Origin of the sequence: Georgenia sp. TF02-10 (assembly GCF_022759505.1) — a bacterium.
Taxonomy (GTDB): domain Bacteria; phylum Actinomycetota; class Actinomycetes; order Actinomycetales; family Actinomycetaceae; genus TF02-10.
On record NZ_CP094289.1, the window covers coordinates 1107657 to 1124135 of the forward strand.

Consider the following 16479-nt stretch of genomic DNA (forward strand, 5'->3'; position numbering starts at 1 on the left):
TGCCAAAGGCCTGGTCGGTGCCCGCGTTGCCGTCCGGGCACCGTGACAGTCACGAGAACCTCTGACAGAAGAACCGTCGATGCATTCACCGAGACCGAGAACCTCGGCGCGGGCGGCAGGCCCATCGAGTAGCCCTGCGGTCAGGATACGAGCACTCGCGCGAGGACGACGAACGGGGGCGTACCGATCGGCCCCCGTTCTCCACGCCTGACGGGCTCCGCCTCTGGCTGGGCCACGCCTCGTCCGGACGGGCTACGGCCCCGTCCTCGCCGGGGCTACGCCCGCGGCGCGACGATGTCCTGCTGGGCGGGCAGCTGGTCCTGCCGCACCAGCCCGACCGGGCAGGTCATCCCGTTCGGGCCGTGGTTGCAGTACCCGCCCGGGTTCTTGTGGAGGTACTGCTGGTGGTAGGCCTCCGCGTAGTAGAACGCCCCGGCCTCCGCGTAGGGGCGCAGCTCGGTGGTGATGGCGCCGTGGCCGTGCTCGGTGAGCACCTGCTGGAAGGCCTCCTTGGTGGCGCGCGCCGCGGCCTCCTGGCCCGGCGTCGTCCAGTAGATGGCCGACCGGTACTGGGTGCCGACGTCGTTGCCCTGCCGGTTCGCCGTGGTCGGGTCGTGGTTCTCCCAGAACGCCTTCAGCAGCAGCTCGGGGTTGGTCTGGGCGGGGTCGTACACGACCTGGACGGCCTCGGTGTGCCCGGTCCGACCGGTGCACACCTCCTCGTAGGTCGGGTGCGGCGTGTACCCGCCGACGTAGCCGGCCGCCGTCGAGATGACGCCGGGGAGGCGCCAGAAGATCCGCTCCGCCCCCCAGAAGCAGCCCATCGCCACGTACATCACCTCGGAACCGTCCGGCCACGGGCCCTGCAGCGGCGTGCCCAGGACCTCGTGGCGGGTCGGGACCGGGAACGGCAACGTCGGCCGGCCGGGCAGTGCCGCCTCGGGGGTCACCATCTGGGTGCTGCGGCCAAGTCCGAACATCGTTCCTCCTCGTCTCGGGACGCGAGCCGGGGCTCGCCCCATAGTCAACAGCTGTGCACCGCCGGTTCTTCCGGCCGGTGGGCAGGCGTCGGTGTTGCCGTGACGGGACGACGGCGGTCGCGTCGTCGGCGCACAACCGCACGGGTGCACGGGCCCGCCGGGCACGAGCCGCCGGGCCGTGTCGTGGGCGCTGGGACGGCGTTGTGACGGGCGTCGGGAGCGCCGGGACTGTGTCCGGAGCGACGGGACGGCGTCGTGAACGCCGGAACAGGGTCGTGAACGCCGGGGCGGTGCAGGCCCCGCCGCGGCTGCGGAAGCTGACGCCTGCCGGCGCGTCGGCCATGGTGGAGGGGTGGGCCAGGCCAGGGCCGGTGCCGCTGAGAGCGAGTTGTGAGCGGGGGATCTGATGCAAGCGACATACCGCAGGCGGCTGAGCCCGTCGCTCAACCTGCTCATGCTGCTGCCCCTGCCTGCCTATCTGCTCTTCATGGGTGTCGTCGCCTCCGGCCGCGGGAACGGTGATCCCGTCGTCGGCACCGTCGTCATAGGTCTGCTCACGCTCCTGCCAGTTGGCTTCGCCTTCCTCTCCAGTGCCTTCATCCGCGTCTCTGCTGACACCGTGCGCGTCGGGTTCTCGCCGATGGCACGGAGCAAGTTCCGGCGTGCCGACGTCGAGCACGTCGAGCTCATCCCGCTCGTCGACGCGTTCGAGTCCTACGGCGGGTGGGGCATCAAGGGCTCCGCGAGATCACCGAAGGGGCTCCTCTACTCGGCCGGCGGTTCGGCGGCGATCAGCCTCACGCTGCACGACGGCCGGCGCTACCTCGTGGGCTGTGACGCCGACGACGGCGACGTCCGGCGCGTGCTCGAGGTCCTGGCGCCGAGCCCGACGGACGCGGGGGAGGAGGATCCCTCGAGCTCGACGGTCGGAGGCAGATCCGTCTAGCGGCGCCAGCCGAACCTGCCCCCACCGGCCGGCGACCGCCGTCGTCCGGCGCCTCCGCTGTGCTCCGGCCGACGGCGGCGGCCACCGGCGAGTCCAGACGCACCGCGGGCACCGCGCGGGCAGCCGCCCGTACGCTGCCCCCGGGGCAACCGCCCGTACGCTACAGGCTGGACCGCGGCGAACGAGGAGACCATGGCTGACCACAACGTCACCTGGCGCACGCGCCTGGCCTCGGCCCGGGCGCGGGCCGACCGTACGGGTCCCTCGCGGGCCCGGGAGGTAGCGACCCCGACCCGTGCGGTGACCCGGCAGGCCGGGAGCCGGACCGACCCGGCCGAGGCCGTGCCCTGGTCGATGCGCGCCACCGCCGCCTGGTCCTGGCGGATCCTGGTGATCGCGCTGGCCGCCGTGGCCGTCGGGTACGTCATCGTGACCTTCAAGACGATCGTCGTCGCCCTTCTGGTCGCCCTCCTCCTCGCCGTGCTCCTGGACCCGGTCGGCCGCTGGCTGCGCCGCTACCTGCGCTTCCCCCGCGCGGCGGCCGCCGCCTCGGCGATCCTGCTCACCCTGGCCCTCGTCGTCGGGCTGATCACCCTCGCCGGGCGGTCGATCTTCGTCGGCTTCGGCGCCCTCGCGGACCGCGCGGTTGCCGGCTTCGACCAGCTGCGCACCTGGCTCAGCGACGGCCCGCTCGGCATCGACGACGCGCAGATCGAGACCTGGCTCGGCCAGCTCACCGACCAGATCCAGGCGAACTCCGGGACCCTCGTCAGCGGCGTCGCGAACGTCACCGGCTCCGTCACCTCCGTGCTCACCGGCGCCGTCATCGCCCTGTTCTGCCTCTTCTTCTTCCTCAAGGAAGGCCGCCGCATCTGGCAGTGGGTCGTCCGGCTCACGCCCGTCCGGGCCCGGGACCGGGTCAACGAGGCCGGCATCCGGGCCTGGCTGACGCTCGGCGGCTACACCCGCACCCAGATCCTGGTGGCCTTCGTCGACGCCGTCGGGATCGCCGGCGGTGCGGCCATCCTCGGCGTGCCGCTCGCCCTGCCGCTCGGTGTGCTGGTGTTCCTCGGCTCGTTCGTGCCCATCGTCGGTGCCCTGATCACCGGCAGCATCGCGGTCCTGGTGGCCCTGGTGGACCAGGGCCTGGTGACCGCGCTGATCATGCTGGGCGTGGTCCTGCTCGTGCAGCAGCTCGAGGGCAACGTGCTGCAGCCCTGGCTCATGGGCAACGCGGTCTCCCTGCACCCGATCGCCGTGCTGCTCGTGGTGACCGCCGGCACCGGGGTGGTCGGCGTCCTCGGCGCGCTCCTCGCGGTGCCGATCGCCGCCGTCGTCAACACCGTGCTGCTCTACCTGCACGGCCACGACAAGTTCCCCGCCATCGCCGAGGACCTGAACCGCCCGGGCGGCCCGCCGGGTGAGCTCTCCGCAGCGATCGAGGACTCCTACGCCCATATCGCCGACGACGAGGACGCGCCGGTCGAGCACGAGGACGCCGCCCGGTTCGACGGCGCGCCGGGGCAGGTCGGCGCCCCCAGGCAGGGCGGGGCACCCGGATCGGGCGGCACGCCGGGGCCGGGCGGCACGCCGGGGCCGGGTGGGACGCCCGGGCAGGGGCGGCCGTGACGGCCACGCCGCGGCAGCGGGGGGAGGCGCCACCGGCGGGGGCCGGCGACCCGGCCTTCGACCGGCCGGCCTTCGTCGAGGCCGCGCGCGTCCTGGAGCCCGTGGTCCACCGGACCCCCGTGGAGGCCTCCACCACCCTGGCCCGGCGGGCCGGGACCCCGGTGTGGCTGAAGGCGGAGAACCTTCAGCGCACCGGCTCGTTCAAGATCCGCGGGGCGTACCTGCGGATGTCCCGGCTCAGCGCCGCGGAGCAGGCCCGGGGGGTGGTGGCCGCCTCGGCCGGGAACCACGCCCAGGGCGTCGCGCTGGCCGCCCGGGAGCTGGGCCTGTCCGCGAAGATCTTCATGCCGGCGGACGCGGCGCTGCCGAAGGTCGCCGCCACCCGGCAGTACGGCGCCGAGGTGGTGCTCACCGGCGCCACCCTGGGCGAGGCGCTGGCCGCCGCCACCGCCGAGGTCGGCGCCAGCGGGCGCGTCCTCATCCACCCCTACGACCACCCCGACATCGTCACCGGGCAGGGGACCATCGGGCTGGAGATCCTCGAGCAGGTGCCCGGCGTGCGGACCATCCTCGTCCCCACCGGCGGGGGCGGGCTGCTGGCCGGGGTCGCCGCCGCCGTGCACGCCGTGGACCCCGACGTGGCCGTGGTGGGCGTGCAGGCCGCCGGCGCGGCGGCGTACCCGCCCTCGCTCGCCGTCGGGCACCCGGTGGCGCTGGAGCGGCTGAGCACGATGGCCGACGGCATCGCCGTCCCGCTGCCCGGCACGGTGCCCTTCGCCCTCATCGCCGAGCACGTGCGCGAGGTGCGCACGGTCGGGGAGGAAGAGCTGTCGCGGGCGGTGCTGCACGTGGTGGAGCGGGCCAAGCTGGTCGTCGAGCCCTCCGGCGCGGCCGGCGTGGCGGCCCTGCTGGCCGACCCCGGCGCGTTCCCGGGCCCGGTGGCCGTGGTGCTCACCGGCGGCAACGTCGACCCGCTGGTGCTGCTGCGGATCATCCGGCACGGGATGTCCTCGGCCGGGCGCTACCTGCAGATGCGGGTGCTCGTCCAGGACGCCCCGGGCAGGCTCGCGGCCCTGCTGGCCGAGCTCGCGGCGGTCGGCGGCAACGTCGTCAGCGTCGAGCACAGCCGCACCGGCGCCGGCCTCGGGGTGGACGAGGTGGAGATCGCCGTGGAGCTGGAGACCAAGGGGCCGGAGCACTGCGAGGCCGTGCTCACCGCCCTGCGGGAGCAGGGGTACACGGTCCTGCGGCCGTAGTGCGCCAGGGCGCAGCGGCGCGGTGGCGCGAGCCCCGGCCCCGGAGGCTAGCGGCCGCGGCCGGCCGCTCCTGGCGGCGACCGGCCGGCGGGCCGCCGCTTAGGGGCCAACGGTTGGCTGCCGCCGCTGCTACCGACGGCTACCGGCAGGCCGGCCGCCCCTGCTGCCGCCGGCTACCAGCCGCCGTCGGGCGGCGGGGCCGGTCCCAGCCCCGCCCTCCGACGGTCCTTGCCACCCCGCTGGGTCAGCCCCGGAAGGGCTTGACCTCGCCGACCTTGACCTCGATCTGCGCGCCGTTGGGCGCGGTGTAGGTGGCGGTGTCGCCGGACTTCTTGCCCACCAGCGCCGCGCCGAGGGGCGAGCTCTCCGAGTAGACATCGATATCCACGTCCGAGGCGCTCTCCCGGGAGCCGAGCAGGAAGGTCCGCTCGCGGCCGGCGATGGTCGCGGTGACGACCATGCCGGACTCGATGATGCCGTCGTCCGGCGGCGGCTCGCCGACGTGGGCGTTGCGGAGCAGCTCGGTCAGCTGCAGGATCCGAGCCTCTTGCTTGCCCTGCTCCTCGCGGGCGGCGTGGTACCCGCCGTTCTCCTTGAGGTCGCCCTCCTGGCGGGCAGCATCGATCTTCTCCGCGATCTCGGCGCGGCCCGGGCCGGACAGGTACTCCAGCTCGGCCTTCAGGCGGTTGTACGCCTCCTGCGTGAGCCAGGTGGTACCCGGCTGAGTCTGCGTCACGTGTCCTCCTCCACAAATGGTTCAGCCCCGGCGCGCGAGCACGCGGCCGAGGCCAGGAAGAACTCACCGTCCGCCCAGGCGCTCGCACCGCTGTGCCGCTTCCGGGGCGGCGGGTCAGACCGGCAGTGTATCAAAGTGGCGCCGTCCGGACGGGGACGACGAGACTCACCTAAGTTGCTCGCGAAACGGGTCGCGTGCCTCAGATGGGTTCTGCTCGCGAACCGTGGCCGCGGTGGTGGGCTGGCCGGATGGGTCGGTTGTCGATGGGTGCCAGGCGTGAGATCACCAAGCGGTACACGGCGAGCTACGCCGCGGCGGGGAAGAAGGACAAGGGCCGCATGCTCGATGAGCTGTGCGGGGCCACCGGGTGGTCGCGGGCCAACGCCCGCCGCGCGCTGGCCGCGGCCCGGGTCCGGAAGGGCCCGGCCCGGGCGGTGGTGCGCAAGCCGCGGGGGCGGGGGTACTCCTACGACGCGCTGAAGGTCCTGATCGAGGTCTGGACCCTGTGCGGGCAGCCGTGCGGGAAGTACCTGAAGGTGATCCTGGCCGAGTCCCTGGACGTGCTGCAGGCCCACGGCGAGCTGACAGCGGTGGCCGACCGGCTCACCGAGGAGGTCCGCGCCGAGGTGCTCGCGATGAGCCCGGCCACGATCGACCGCTACCTGGCCCCGACCCGGGCCGCCCGCTACCCGGGCGCCAAGGCCGCCACCAGGCCGTCGTCGACGCTGCGCAGCGAGCTGGCGGTGCGCCGCTCCACCGACGAGGCCGAGACCCGGCCCGGGTTCTTCGAGGTCGACCTGGTCGCCCACTGCGGGCACTCCCTGGCCGGGGAGCACGCCTGGACCCTGACCGGCACCGACGTGGTCACCGGGTGGACCACCAACCTGGCGATCAAGAACCGGGCGCACCGGTGGGTGGTGGCCGCCATCGACCTCCTCGCCGACACCCTGCCCTACCCCCTGGTCGGGCTGGACTCCGACAACGGCGGAGAGTTCATCAACCACCAGCTGGTGGCCTGGTGCGCCCAGCGGGCGGTGTTCATGACCCGGTCCCGGCCGCACACCTCCAACGACAACGCGCACGTGGAGCAGAAGAACGGCGACATCGTGCGCAGGAACGCCTTCCGCTACCGCTACGACACCCCCGCCGAGCTCGAGCTGCTGGGCGACTTGTGGGAGCTGGTCAACCTGCGCAAGAACTACCTGCTCCCGACCAAGAAGGTCACCGGCTGGCGCGAGACCCCCGCGGGGCGGCACGTGCGCACCTACGACGCCCCCCGCACCCCCTACCAGCGGGTCCTGGACTCCGGGGTGCTGACCGCCGAGCAGGCCGCCGAGCTGACCGCCGTGCGGGCCGAGCTCAACCCGGCCGACCTGACCCGCCGGATCACCGCCATCCAGGCCCAGCTCGAACGCCACGCCCGAGCCAAGACCCTCGCCCGCCGCGACGCCTCCTGACCGCCTACGCGAGCAGACCCAGCTGAGGCACGCGGTCCCGTTTCGCGAGCACCTTGACATGAGGCACCACGGGGAACGGTGGGGATGCAAGCCCGGGAGCGGCGAGGATGCAAGCGCGGGAGCGGTGCGGATGCGGGCCGGCGGCGGAGGGATCCGGGCCGGAGCGCGGCACCGGCCGCGACCTCCCCGGGGCGGGGGCCGCCGTCGTCAGCCGTCGACGACCGAGCAGCCGTCCACGTGCGCCGCGCTAGCCCGCTCGGTCGTCCGCACCTCGGTCTCGTGCGAGGTCATCCGGCTCGGCGCCGGGCCGAGCGTGACCTCCCGGAAGCCCACCTGGGCGAACGAGTCGTTGACCGCGACCACCCGGCAGGTGACCGTGGTCCCCGGGTCGGTGATGACGTTGAAGCGGACGCTGACCGCGTCGTCGCCCTGCACCGTGTAGCCCACGTGCTCCGCGGTCGCCGTCGGCCTGCCGAGGCCGGCGGCCAGGATCGCCACCAGCGCGATGAGGAGGACGACGAGCCCGGCGACGGCGATCCGGCCGGGCCGGCCACGGCGGGCCCCGCCGTAGCGGGCAGCCATGATCGCCGGGTCGACCCCGCTCCCGGAGGGGGCGGGAGGCCCGGGACGGGGGGTCGTCGGCACGGTCGGTCCTTCCTTCGTCATCGGCGGGGCGCGGGTGCCCGGCCAGGCGTGCCCGGCTGGCGTGCCGGCCGCGGCGGGAGCGCCGGGGTCGGCGGGCGTCGCCATCTCCGCGGGGATGCGCCACCATTGTCCCCGACCGGCCGTCGTCGGCGCGCCACCGTCGGGCTCAGAGCCCAAGGGGCGGTCCGCGGCTGACGCGGCCGACCCGACCGGCGACCGGCCGACCCGACCGGCGACCGGCCCGACCCGACCGCCGACCGGCCGACCCGACCGCCGACCGGCCTGACCCGACCGCCGACCGGCCGACCCGACCGCCGACCGCAACCGGACCGATGGGCCGACCGGCCCCCGTGCCCACCAGGGAGGAACTGACTAGTGACCGACGAACCGCTGCGGCTGATGGCCGTCCACGCCCACCCCGACGACGAGTCGAGCAAGGGGGCGGCGACCTCGGCCAGGTACGCGGCCGAGGGGAAGCGGGTCCGGGTGGTGACGTGCACCGGCGGGGAGCGGGGCGACATCCTCAACCCCAAGCTCGAGGGGAATCCCGAGATCCTGCGGGACATGCCCGAGTACCGCCGCCGGGAGATGGCCGCCGCGGCCCGGGCCCTCGGCATCGAGCAGGTGTGGCTCGGGTTCGTCGACTCCGGCCTGCCCGAGGGGGACCCGCTGCCGCCGCTGCCCGAGGGCTGCTTCGCGCTGGAGCCGCTGGAGGTGCCGGTGGGTGCACTGGTCCGGCAGGTCCGCGAGTTCCGCCCGCACGTGATGACCTGCTACGACGAGAACGGTGGCTATCCCCACCCTGACCACGTCATGGCGCACAAGGTCGCCGTCGCCGCCTACGAGGCAGCGGCGGACCCGGCCGCCTACCCCGAGGCGGGCGAGCCGTGGGCGGTGCAGAAGCTGTACTACGACATCTCCTTCTCCCTGGCCCGCATCGAGGCCATTCATGCCGCCATGGAGGAGCGCGGCCTGACCTCCCCGTTCGCGGAGTGGTTCGAGACCCGGCACGACCGGCCCAGCCGGCAGGCGACGGTGCGCGTCGAGTGCGCCGCCTACTTCCCCCAGCGGGACGCCGCGCTGCGCGCCCACGCCACCCAGATCGACCCCGACGGGTTCTTCTTCCAGGTCCCGCGCGACCTGGAGGCGGAGGTCTGGCCGTTCGAGGAGTTCGAGCTCGCCCGGGCACGCATCCCGGTGGCCGACGGGATCGAGGACGACCTCTTCGCCGGGGTGCACCCGGAGGGGATCTCGCTGCCCGGCGCCGGGGCGGCCGCGGACGGGGCGAGGCCGGCGGCCGAGGGCGGTCGGGACGCCCAGCGCCCGGCGCCGGCCGAGCCTGGCACAGTGGAACCATGACCCTCGCGCTGCTGCTCGCCGCCACCCCCAGCCCCACTCCGACCCCGGAGCAGGAGCTGTGGGAGGTCAGCCCCGGCATCGAGGGCTTCTTCTACGGCTTCTTCGTTCTCGCGGTGGCGGCCATCCTGCTGTCCTGGTCCATGGTCCGGCACATGCGCAAGATCCAGCACAACCAGCGCGTGCGCGATCGCGCCGAGGGCGGTGCGGCTGCCGACGGTGCAGGTGACGGGGTGACTGGCGACGGCGGTGCGACCGGCGCCGGCGCGGCCGATGCCGCCGCAGCCGGGGACCGGGCGACCGGCGACGGCGCGACCGGCGAAGGTGCGGCGGGCGATGGGAAAACCGGCCACGGTGCATCCCCGCGCCGGTAGACGAGGCTGCTGGCGCTGCTTCGGCTGAGCCGCATACCAAAGTCCGCGGAGCAGCTGTCGGGGGACCACGGGCTTGACCTGGAGCCGGATCCGCCGGAGGTGGCCCACGCCGCCATCTTCCTGCGAGCTCCCGGACTGAGGTCCTTACTAGGCCGACTTGTGTACTCCAAATCCCTGTTGTGGAGTACACTAACCGAGTGGCGATCGGTGGACCGACAGCGCCGACAAGCATGGCGTCGACCACCAGGACGCGCTGCATGCCGTACTGCACTACTACCTGCATCTTCGCGAGTTCGACGAGCCCCGGCGGGCCGGCGCTGGGCGACCGGACCTGTTCATCGGCCCGCCCCGCCAACCAGGCGGGCCGTTGCTCGAGGTGATGGCCGAGATGGTGCCCCGCGGGATGTGGTGATCTTCCACGTCATGCCGGCCCGACGGAAGTTCCTGGCCCTGCTCGATGCCGAAGGAGAGAACGATGAGGAGTGAGAAGGACTACGAGGCCCTGGCCGCCTGGGCTGAGAGCGACGAGGCGCTCCAGCTGGGACCTGATACGAAGATCGACCGGGGCAGCACCGAGGGCCGCGCACGGGTACGGGCGATGCTCGAGGAGGCTGCCGGTGGCCGCGCGGGCCTCGAGCGCGCCTTGGGCGGCAGGCCTCCCCTGGACCCCAGCGCCCGGCCTGGGGAGCACTCCCCAGCACGAAAGGTCCGCCTGCCCAAGGACATGAATGACGCCCTGGCCGCTCGAGCGCGGGCTGAGGGCCGGCGCGTCTCCGATGTCATCCGCGCCGCCTTGGCCGAGTACCTCAGCAACCAGAAGGCCAGCTGACACACCGCCGTCGATCGATCCCGCGATCTCGGCCAAAGGAAGGCGGTGAGGGCGTCATCCCTCGGGTAGGTGCGGCCGTCCCGGCAGCGGCTCCGGCAACCAGAGCGCCGGCGCTACCGCCCAGCCGCGCTACCCGGCCTGGTAGGCCGCCAGCGACACCGCCACGTAGTGGCAGACGAAGCCCACCACGGTGCAGACGTGGAAGATCTCGTGGAACCCGAACCAGCGGGGGGAGGGGTTGGGCCGCTTCATCCCGTAGACGATGGCGCCGACGGTGTACGCCAGCCCGCCCAGCACCACGAGCCCGACCACCACCGGGCCGCCGGAGCGCCAGAACGCCGGCAGGAAGCCCACCGCGACCCAGCCGAGCGCGAGGTAGATCGGCACGTAGAGCCACCGCGGCGCGCCGAGCCAGAGGGTCCGCATGAGGATGCCGACCAGCGCCCCGGTCCACACCATCGTCAGCAGCACGGTGGCCAGCCGGCGGTCCAGCAGGGTCACCGCCAGCGGGGTGTAGGTGCCGGCGATGAGCAGGAAGATGTTGGAGTGGTCCACCCGGCGCAGGACCGCGGCCGCCCGCGGCGACCAGGTCCCGCGGTGGTAGAGGGCGGAGCAGCCGAACAGGATGACGGCGGACAGGACGAACACCGCCGAGGAGACCCGCGCCGGCTGCGTCTGCCCGAGCGCGACGAGGACGAGGCCGGCCACCAGCGCCAGGGGGGCGGTGCCCAGGTGGATCCAGCCGCGGAGCCGCGGCTTGACCGCGGCCACGACGGCGTCGACGGCACCGGGCGACGGCGCCTGGGGGTGGGGCGTGGCCATGGGACCTCCCGGGAGGCGGGGCGGGAACGCCGGGCGACGGGTACGGCGGCGCCGGCGGCCGGGGCGCGGCAGGCGCGAGCGGCGCGGCCAGCGTCCGCTCCACGCGCCGGCGGGCGGCGCGCGGGGCGCCGAGCGGCCCGGCCTCCCGTGCCACGGCGGAACCTACGTTAGCGTAGGTTCGCGGCCGGTCCCGGCGCCGGCGCCGCACCAGCGAACGAGCTCTGGCCGTCTCTCCGGCCCGGGGCCGCCGCGCAGCCGACCACGGGGACGCGTGGCCAAGGCCCGGACATGACCCCCGGCGGGCACGGACCGGTGCGCCCGCGGCGGTACCCTCGGCCCCAGCGTCGTCGCCCGCGCCGGGCCCGGACCAGGCGGCGCGGAACCGAGCGAACGAGGGGTCGATGCACGTCCGGGACCTGCTGTACCCGCTCTACGAGCGCCGGCTGCTCAGCGAGATCGACCGCGCCCGCGTCCCTCGGCACGTCGGCGTCATCCTCGACGGCAACCGGCGGTGGGCCCGCGGGGTCGGCACCCCCGTCGCGCACGGGCACCGGCGGGGAGCGGACAAGATCTCCGAGTTCCTGCACTGGGCGCAGGACGCCGGCGTGGAGGTCGTCACGCTGTGGATGCTCTCCACCGACAACCTGCAGCGCGACCCCGATGAGGTCGCCGAGCTGCTCGAGATCATCACCGCCGCCGTCGAAAAGCTGGCGCAGGCCCGCCGCTGGTGCCTGCGGGTGGTCGGCTCCGCCGACCTCCTCCCGACGGCGATCGCCGACCGCCTCGCCGTCGCGGCCGCCGACACGGACGACGTCGACGGGATGCAGGTCAACGTGGCCATCGGGTACGGCGGCCGGCACGAGATCACCGACGCGGTGCGGTCCCTGCTCGCCGAGCGCGCGGCCGCCGGGCAGACGATCGCCGAGGTCGCCGCCGAGATCGGCGTCGACGACATCACCGAGCACCTGTACACCCGCGGCCAGCCGGACCCCGACCTCGTCATCCGCACCTCCGGCGAGCAGCGTCTCAGCGGGTTCCTGCTCTGGCAGTCGGTGCACAGCGAGTACTACTTCTGCGAGGCCTACTGGCCCGACTTCCGTCGCCTGGACCTCCTCCGGGCGCTGCGTGACTACGCCCAGCGGGAGCGGCGCCTCGGCCGCTGACCGGTCGGGCTCTGCTGCTGCACCCGGTTGACGCTTCCCCGCGTCTTGCCGACGAGGAAGCCGAGGGCGACGGAGATGAAGACCAGCGGTCAGCGGTGCCGCGGCGGCCATGCACCGATCGGCTCCGCGGCGTCCTCGCGGAGTCCGTCCGCCTGGCGCTGACTGCTTCTTGCTACCGTTCTGCGGCATGGGGACGCTGTACCTCAGGAACGTGCCCGACGACGTGGTGCGCAGGCTTCAGCGCCTGGCCGATCGTGACGGTGCCACCGTCAGCGCGGTCGCCGTCCGGGAGCTCTCCGACGTGTCTCGCCGAGCTGACGGTCCGGAGATGACGGGTGACCTTCCAGACCTCGGTGTCGACGCGTCTTCGATCGTCGAGGGGCTCGAGCAGGACCGTGCCCAGCGCCACGATGCGATCCGCGCGGAGGTCGCCGGTGAGGAAGCCGAGGCCGCCGAGGCTGAAGCGGTCGAGAAGGCCGCCGCGCTGGACGTGCCGATGCACCTGCGCATCGACAGAAGGCTCGACCAGCAGCTTCGTCAACGAGCCAGCGAGGAGCACATCCCGACCTCCGCACTCGTGCGGCGGCTGCTGCGCCAGGCCGTGCAGCAGGGCCCGCCCGGCGTATCGGTAGCGGAAGTGGAGGGCATCGCTCGCCGGGTCGCCCGTGAAGAGCTCCAGAACCATTGACCTGGCGGACCTCGCGCTCGGCAGGCCCACGCGGCCACGAGCAGTTCCCTGGCTCCACGTGGGCCGCACGGTCTTCCCCCGCCGCGTTCGGGAACACCGCCAGCCAATCAGGAGGATGCCGCCGACGGCGGCCGGCGGGCGGTGCCCGAGGTCCAGCAGAGCCTGGGCAGGTCCGGGCCTCGGCAGGGCGACATCGCTGCCTGCCGCCGCCTTCGCGTGAGACCTGCAGGCAGGCATACCGGAGTGCCAAGCCGAGGCGCTGGTCCAGATCCGCGGGGCCAACGGCGTGACAGCCCGAATCGATGGAGCCGCCTCGCGGCCGGCGCCGGTCCGGCGCGGCCAGCGGCCCGGCCGAGCGGTACCGGCCGGGGTCAGGATGGTGCGATGGACTACGAGCTCGACGACGACCCGGCCCGGGTGCAGCGCGACGTCGTGTGGCGATGGCTGTCCACCGAGGCGTACTGGGGCAGGTGGCGCACAAGGGCCGATCTGGAGGTCCAGCTCGACTCAGCGTGGCGCGTCGTCGGTGCCTACGACGCCGCCACTGGCGACCAGGCCGGCTTCGCCCGGGCAGTCTCGGACGGGTGGCGTTCGGCTACCTCGCCGACCTGTTCGTGCTGCCCGGGCACCGGGGCCGCGGCCTCGGCAAGCGGCTCGTCCAGCGGATGATCGACGACGGCCCGGGCCGCGGTTTCCGCTGGGTGCTGTTCACCGGCGACGCCCACCGGCTGTACGAGCGGTTCGGCTTCACCGCCCCGGACTCCACCGCGATGGTGCGTCCCGCGGCACCGCACCTGCGCTGAGCTCGGTGGAACTGTCTCGTAGTACGTTTTCCATGCGGATGTCCTCGCTTCGGGGTTCCGCCACGGAGTCGCGGAAGAGGACCTTCAGCATGCCCTCCGGGGTGCCCTGGCGATCGACGAGATCGGCGAGGACCCATGCGCGACGCGGTCCTCGGCCCTGACAGAGCGGGGAACCTGCTGGAGCTGGTCGTGCTGGACCGGCCGCAAGGTCCCGCGGTCGTCGATGCGATGACGATGAGAAGGAAGTACCGACGACTGCTACCGGGAGGGCGGTGGCCATGGAGGCAACGCACGGGACCAGGGCGGACGGCACCTCGATCAGCGATGAGGCGGTGGAGGCGATGGCCGACGAGGCCGAGCGGGGCTACGACGTCGAGGAGATCCAGCGGCGTCGCGGCGGCCGCCCACCCATCAGCTCGGCTGCACCCTCGGTGGAGTCCGTCCGCCTCGACCCGGAGCTGAAGCGCACACTGCTGCTGCGCGCGGCAGAGGAGCGGATCAGCGTCTCGGAGGCGATCCGCCGCGCCATCAGCCTGTACCTGGGGGCGGGCTGAACACCCCGGCCCCGAGACTGAACGGAGCTTCGCCTGCTCAGGCTCCGACGGAGCAGTGTCCGCAGGAGGGCCTCCTCCTCCTGACACCGGCGCGCAGGCGACCGATGCTCCGGTTGACCCACCGGTAGGCCAGCCAATGTTCCGGACCTTTACCATCCGCAACCCCTGGGGCTACGGCTGGACGTTCTGGCAAGATGGCGCCACCCACCCCCGGAGGGAGCTGAGCCGTCGCCGTGGCAACCTGGGAAGACGTCGTCGCAATCGCGTCAAAGCTGCCGCGCGTCGAAGAGTCGACATGGAACCGCTCAGCACCCTCGTTGACGGTGGCCGGACGGAGCTTCGCACGCCTCCGCACCGAGGCCGAGGGCGCCCTGGTGCTGATGTGCGACCTGAGCGAGAAGGAAGCGCTGCTCGCGACGAAAGACCCCGCCTTCTTCACCACCCCGCATTACGACAACCACGGTTCCATACTCGTTCAGCTGGATCTCGTTGACCAAGACCAGCTCGCCGAGCTCGTGGTCGATGCCTGGCGCATCACGGCGCCCGTTCGGCTGCGCCGGGATTGGGAGCTTCGCCACCTGATGTGAGCACGACGCGGATACCGTCGGGGCTCAAGCGACCTCGCTGCGGGCGGCCAGTCGGCGGATCCGCTCGACGTCTCCCGCAAGGCGTTCGATGGCACAACCAGATGTCGGAGATCCTCTGGTCGGGCCCACGGCTCACAGCGTGACCGCGCCCTCGAGGGCCGAGGCCGAGATCGACCGCTTGAGCAGCTGCACCGGGAACACGTCGATGTCGTCGCGGCCGAACAGGGCCCGGGTCTCCTCCATGAGTCCGGAGGCCGCATGAGCAGGTTTCCATCGGTGGGGTTCATCTCGACGAGGATGTCGATGTCGCTGCCGGCCTGAGCGGTGCCGCGCGCGACGGAGCCGAAGAGCTTCGGATTCGTCGCCGCGTACTTGTCCAGGAGCGTCTGGAACTCGTCGCGGCGCGCCTCGAGGAGCTCGCGCAGGGCGAGCGTCTCGGGCGTGCCGATGGTCTTCGGCATGTCTCCGGGATACCGGCGAGCCGCCGCGACGGGCCACGGCGGATGTCGGCTCAGGCCGCCTCGTCCGACTTCGTCAGCGGTGCGACGAGGGCGTCGATCTTCGTCATGAGCGGATCCAGCCCCTTTCTTGGCTGTTCACAATCGGGGGTGTAGCCGGGGCCTTCGATCGCCGGCCTCCGCAACGTTCTTGTCCACGAGTACTTCCGGGTCGACCCGGACATGATCCGCGACATTGTCGACAACCAGTTGGCGCCGCTGCTCGACGAGATCGGCTGAGCGCCGGGCATCGACCCAATCCGTACCGACGGCCCGGAGCCCGGTCAGGGCCGGATGCCGCCGACGGCGGCCGGCAGGCGGCGCTGGAAGTCCAGCAGCCCGACCCAGGTCGGGCGCACCGCGATGCGTGCCATGCGCAGGCCGGGCTCGTCGGCCTCGGCGCGGAGCTCGTCGGCCGTCTCATCGCCGACGCAGCGGCGCATCGCCGCGGCGTACTCGGGCACGATGCCGTCCACGTCGGTGACCGACGCCGGGCCACGGAGCGGCAGGACCGTGGGCGGGAATCCCTCGGTGTCGATGGTGATCGCCACCACGGGCCGGGCACGCAGCGCGGCGATCTTGAAGGCCCCGGCATAGGTCCCCATCACTACCTCGTGCCCGTCCCACACGAAGTGGGTGGGGAACACCCGCGGCGTGCCGTCCGCGGCGACGTAGGCCACCCGGGCCGGCACCCGCGAGGTCAGCAGGGCCTGGGCCTGCTCGGTCCCGAGCAGGCCCAGGTCGCCCTGCTTCAGGGTGCTGCTCGCGACCTCCTTCAGGGGGCTTGCGACGACGGATCCCGCCCGGCCGCCGTCGGCGTTCGGGCTCATCGGACGAGCTCGGGCCGGGCATCGACCGCGCCGCCGTAGGCCAGCTCGGGCCAGTCCCGCACCAGCGCGGTGGCCGCGTCGAGGTCCGCGACGTCCACCACGCTGACCCCGAAGACGCTGCCGGCGGCCGGGCCCACGCCGTCGGCGCTCACCCGCACCCCCTCGCCGACCGCGACGGTCAGGACGTGCTCGGGCCGGGCGGCCAGGTCGTCGACCCACGCCCACAGCGCGGCCACGTTGTCGGCCCGCTCAGCCTCGGGCACCTCACCGGCCAGGTACTGCAGCAGCACTCGCATCGCCATCTCCGATCCACTTGTAGTTTGCAAG

19 protein-coding genes and 1 pseudogene are annotated in these 16479 nt (G+C 73.2%); 13 read left to right on the forward strand and 7 right to left on the reverse strand.

Going from position 1 to position 16479, the window contains the following annotated elements:
- Nucleotides 1-275 precede the first annotated feature (275 nt).
- Nucleotides 276-980, reverse strand: coding sequence for a peptide-methionine (S)-S-oxide reductase MsrA (gene msrA, locus MF406_RS04970; RefSeq protein ID WP_242896883.1), 705 nt, complete (start codon nucleotides 978-980; stop codon nucleotides 276-278).
- Between the two features lie 454 nt (nucleotides 981-1434).
- Here msrA and MF406_RS04975 point away from each other — a divergent pair, with 454 nt between their 5' ends.
- From MF406_RS04975 to ilvA, 3 genes are all read left to right on the forward strand, one after another.
- Nucleotides 1435-1926, forward strand: coding sequence for a hypothetical protein (locus tag MF406_RS04975; RefSeq protein ID WP_242896884.1), 492 nt, complete (start codon nucleotides 1435-1437; stop codon nucleotides 1924-1926).
- Between the two features lie 192 nt (nucleotides 1927-2118).
- A complete protein-coding gene (locus MF406_RS04980) occupies nucleotides 2119-3555 on the forward strand; it encodes an AI-2E family transporter (protein ID WP_242896885.1) in 1437 nt (478 codons plus the stop codon).
- Nucleotides 3552-4811 carry a threonine ammonia-lyase gene (gene ilvA / locus MF406_RS04985; protein ID WP_371744599.1) on the forward strand — a complete coding sequence of 420 codons (1260 nt, stop codon included), beginning with the start codon at nucleotides 3552-3554 and terminating at the stop codon, nucleotides 4809-4811. Before MF406_RS04980 ends, ilvA begins: the two co-directional genes overlap by 4 nt.
- Before the next feature lie 244 nt (nucleotides 4812-5055).
- On the opposite strand, the gene greA is transcribed toward ilvA, so the two are convergent.
- Nucleotides 5056-5547 (reverse strand): transcription elongation factor GreA, encoded by a 492-nt coding sequence (gene greA, locus MF406_RS04990; RefSeq protein WP_242896886.1) that lies wholly within the window; start codon nucleotides 5545-5547, stop codon nucleotides 5056-5058.
- Nucleotides 5548-5810: 263 nt separating this feature from the next.
- Between greA and MF406_RS04995 the strand changes: the two genes are divergently transcribed.
- The gene (locus tag MF406_RS04995) at nucleotides 5811-7004 is read left to right on the forward strand and encodes a transposase family protein (RefSeq protein ID WP_242894381.1); all 1194 of its coding nucleotides are present in this window, start codon (nucleotides 5811-5813) and stop codon (nucleotides 7002-7004) included.
- 207 nt (nucleotides 7005-7211) lie between these two features.
- On the opposite strand, the gene MF406_RS05000 is transcribed toward MF406_RS04995, so the two are convergent.
- Complete coding sequence (locus MF406_RS05000) at nucleotides 7212-7754, reverse strand: DUF4307 domain-containing protein (protein WP_242896887.1); 543 nt, start codon at nucleotides 7752-7754, stop codon at nucleotides 7212-7214.
- A gap of 294 nt (nucleotides 7755-8048) precedes the next feature.
- Here MF406_RS05000 and mca point away from each other — a divergent pair, with 294 nt between their 5' ends.
- The 3 genes from mca to MF406_RS05015 all read left to right on the forward strand — a co-directional run bounded on the left by mca (nucleotide 8049) and on the right by MF406_RS05015 (nucleotide 10208).
- Nucleotides 8049-9008, forward strand: coding sequence for a mycothiol conjugate amidase Mca (gene mca / locus MF406_RS05005; RefSeq protein WP_242897685.1), 960 nt, complete (start codon nucleotides 8049-8051; stop codon nucleotides 9006-9008).
- Complete coding sequence (locus MF406_RS05010) at nucleotides 9005-9379, forward strand: hypothetical protein (RefSeq protein WP_242896888.1); 375 nt, start codon at nucleotides 9005-9007, stop codon at nucleotides 9377-9379. Before mca ends, MF406_RS05010 begins: the two co-directional genes overlap by 4 nt.
- A gap of 475 nt (nucleotides 9380-9854) precedes the next feature.
- Entirely contained in the window at nucleotides 9855-10208 is a 354-nt protein-coding gene (locus MF406_RS05015) for a ribbon-helix-helix protein, CopG family (protein WP_242896889.1), read from the forward strand.
- A 129-nt stretch (nucleotides 10209-10337) separates the two neighbouring features.
- Here the strand turns inward: MF406_RS05015 and MF406_RS05020 are convergent, their stop codons facing one another.
- On the reverse strand, nucleotides 10338-11030 hold the full coding sequence (locus MF406_RS05020; RefSeq protein WP_242896890.1) for a hemolysin III family protein: 693 nt from the start codon (nucleotides 11028-11030) through the stop codon (nucleotides 10338-10340).
- Between the two features lie 401 nt (nucleotides 11031-11431).
- Between MF406_RS05020 and MF406_RS05025 the strand changes: the two genes are divergently transcribed.
- The 5 genes from MF406_RS05025 (at nucleotide 11432) to MF406_RS05045 (ending at nucleotide 14825) form a co-directional block, all read left to right on the forward strand.
- Nucleotides 11432-12193 carry an isoprenyl transferase gene (locus MF406_RS05025; RefSeq protein ID WP_242896891.1) on the forward strand — a complete coding sequence of 254 codons (762 nt, stop codon included), beginning with the start codon at nucleotides 11432-11434 and terminating at the stop codon, nucleotides 12191-12193.
- Nucleotides 12194-12380: 187 nt separating this feature from the next.
- Nucleotides 12381-12881 (forward strand): hypothetical protein, encoded by a 501-nt coding sequence (locus MF406_RS05030; RefSeq protein WP_242896892.1) that lies wholly within the window; start codon nucleotides 12381-12383, stop codon nucleotides 12879-12881.
- A 584-nt stretch (nucleotides 12882-13465) separates the two neighbouring features.
- Nucleotides 13466-13684: a GNAT family N-acetyltransferase gene (locus MF406_RS05035; protein ID WP_242896893.1), complete on the forward strand. Its 219-nt coding sequence runs from the start codon at nucleotides 13466-13468 to the stop codon at nucleotides 13682-13684.
- A gap of 278 nt (nucleotides 13685-13962) precedes the next feature.
- Nucleotides 13963-14238: a ribbon-helix-helix protein, CopG family gene (locus MF406_RS05040; protein ID WP_242896894.1), complete on the forward strand. Its 276-nt coding sequence runs from the start codon at nucleotides 13963-13965 to the stop codon at nucleotides 14236-14238.
- A gap of 233 nt (nucleotides 14239-14471) precedes the next feature.
- The gene (locus MF406_RS05045) at nucleotides 14472-14825 is read left to right on the forward strand and encodes an MmcQ/YjbR family DNA-binding protein (RefSeq protein WP_242896895.1); all 354 of its coding nucleotides are present in this window, start codon (nucleotides 14472-14474) and stop codon (nucleotides 14823-14825) included.
- 308 nt (nucleotides 14826-15133) lie between these two features.
- Here the strand turns inward: MF406_RS05045 and MF406_RS19015 are convergent.
- A pseudogene (locus MF406_RS19015) lies at nucleotides 15134-15286 on the reverse strand (nucleotidyltransferase); the annotation flags it as partial.
- A 165-nt stretch (nucleotides 15287-15451) separates the two neighbouring features.
- Here MF406_RS19015 and MF406_RS19020 point away from each other — a divergent pair.
- Nucleotides 15452-15562 (forward strand): HepT-like ribonuclease domain-containing protein, encoded by a 111-nt coding sequence (locus MF406_RS19020; protein WP_371744652.1) that lies wholly within the window; start codon nucleotides 15452-15454, stop codon nucleotides 15560-15562.
- A 44-nt stretch (nucleotides 15563-15606) separates the two neighbouring features.
- Here MF406_RS19020 and MF406_RS05055 read toward each other — a convergent pair whose 3' ends face one another.
- Both MF406_RS05055 and MF406_RS05060 read right to left on the reverse strand, forming a co-directional pair.
- Nucleotides 15607-16152: a pyridoxamine 5'-phosphate oxidase family protein gene (locus tag MF406_RS05055; protein ID WP_242896897.1), complete on the reverse strand. Its 546-nt coding sequence runs from the start codon at nucleotides 16150-16152 to the stop codon at nucleotides 15607-15609.
- Entirely contained in the window at nucleotides 16149-16454 is a 306-nt protein-coding gene (locus tag MF406_RS05060; protein WP_242896898.1) for a YciI family protein, read from the reverse strand. Before MF406_RS05060 ends, MF406_RS05055 begins: the two co-directional genes overlap by 4 nt.
- Between the last annotated feature and the right edge of the window lie 25 nt (nucleotides 16455-16479).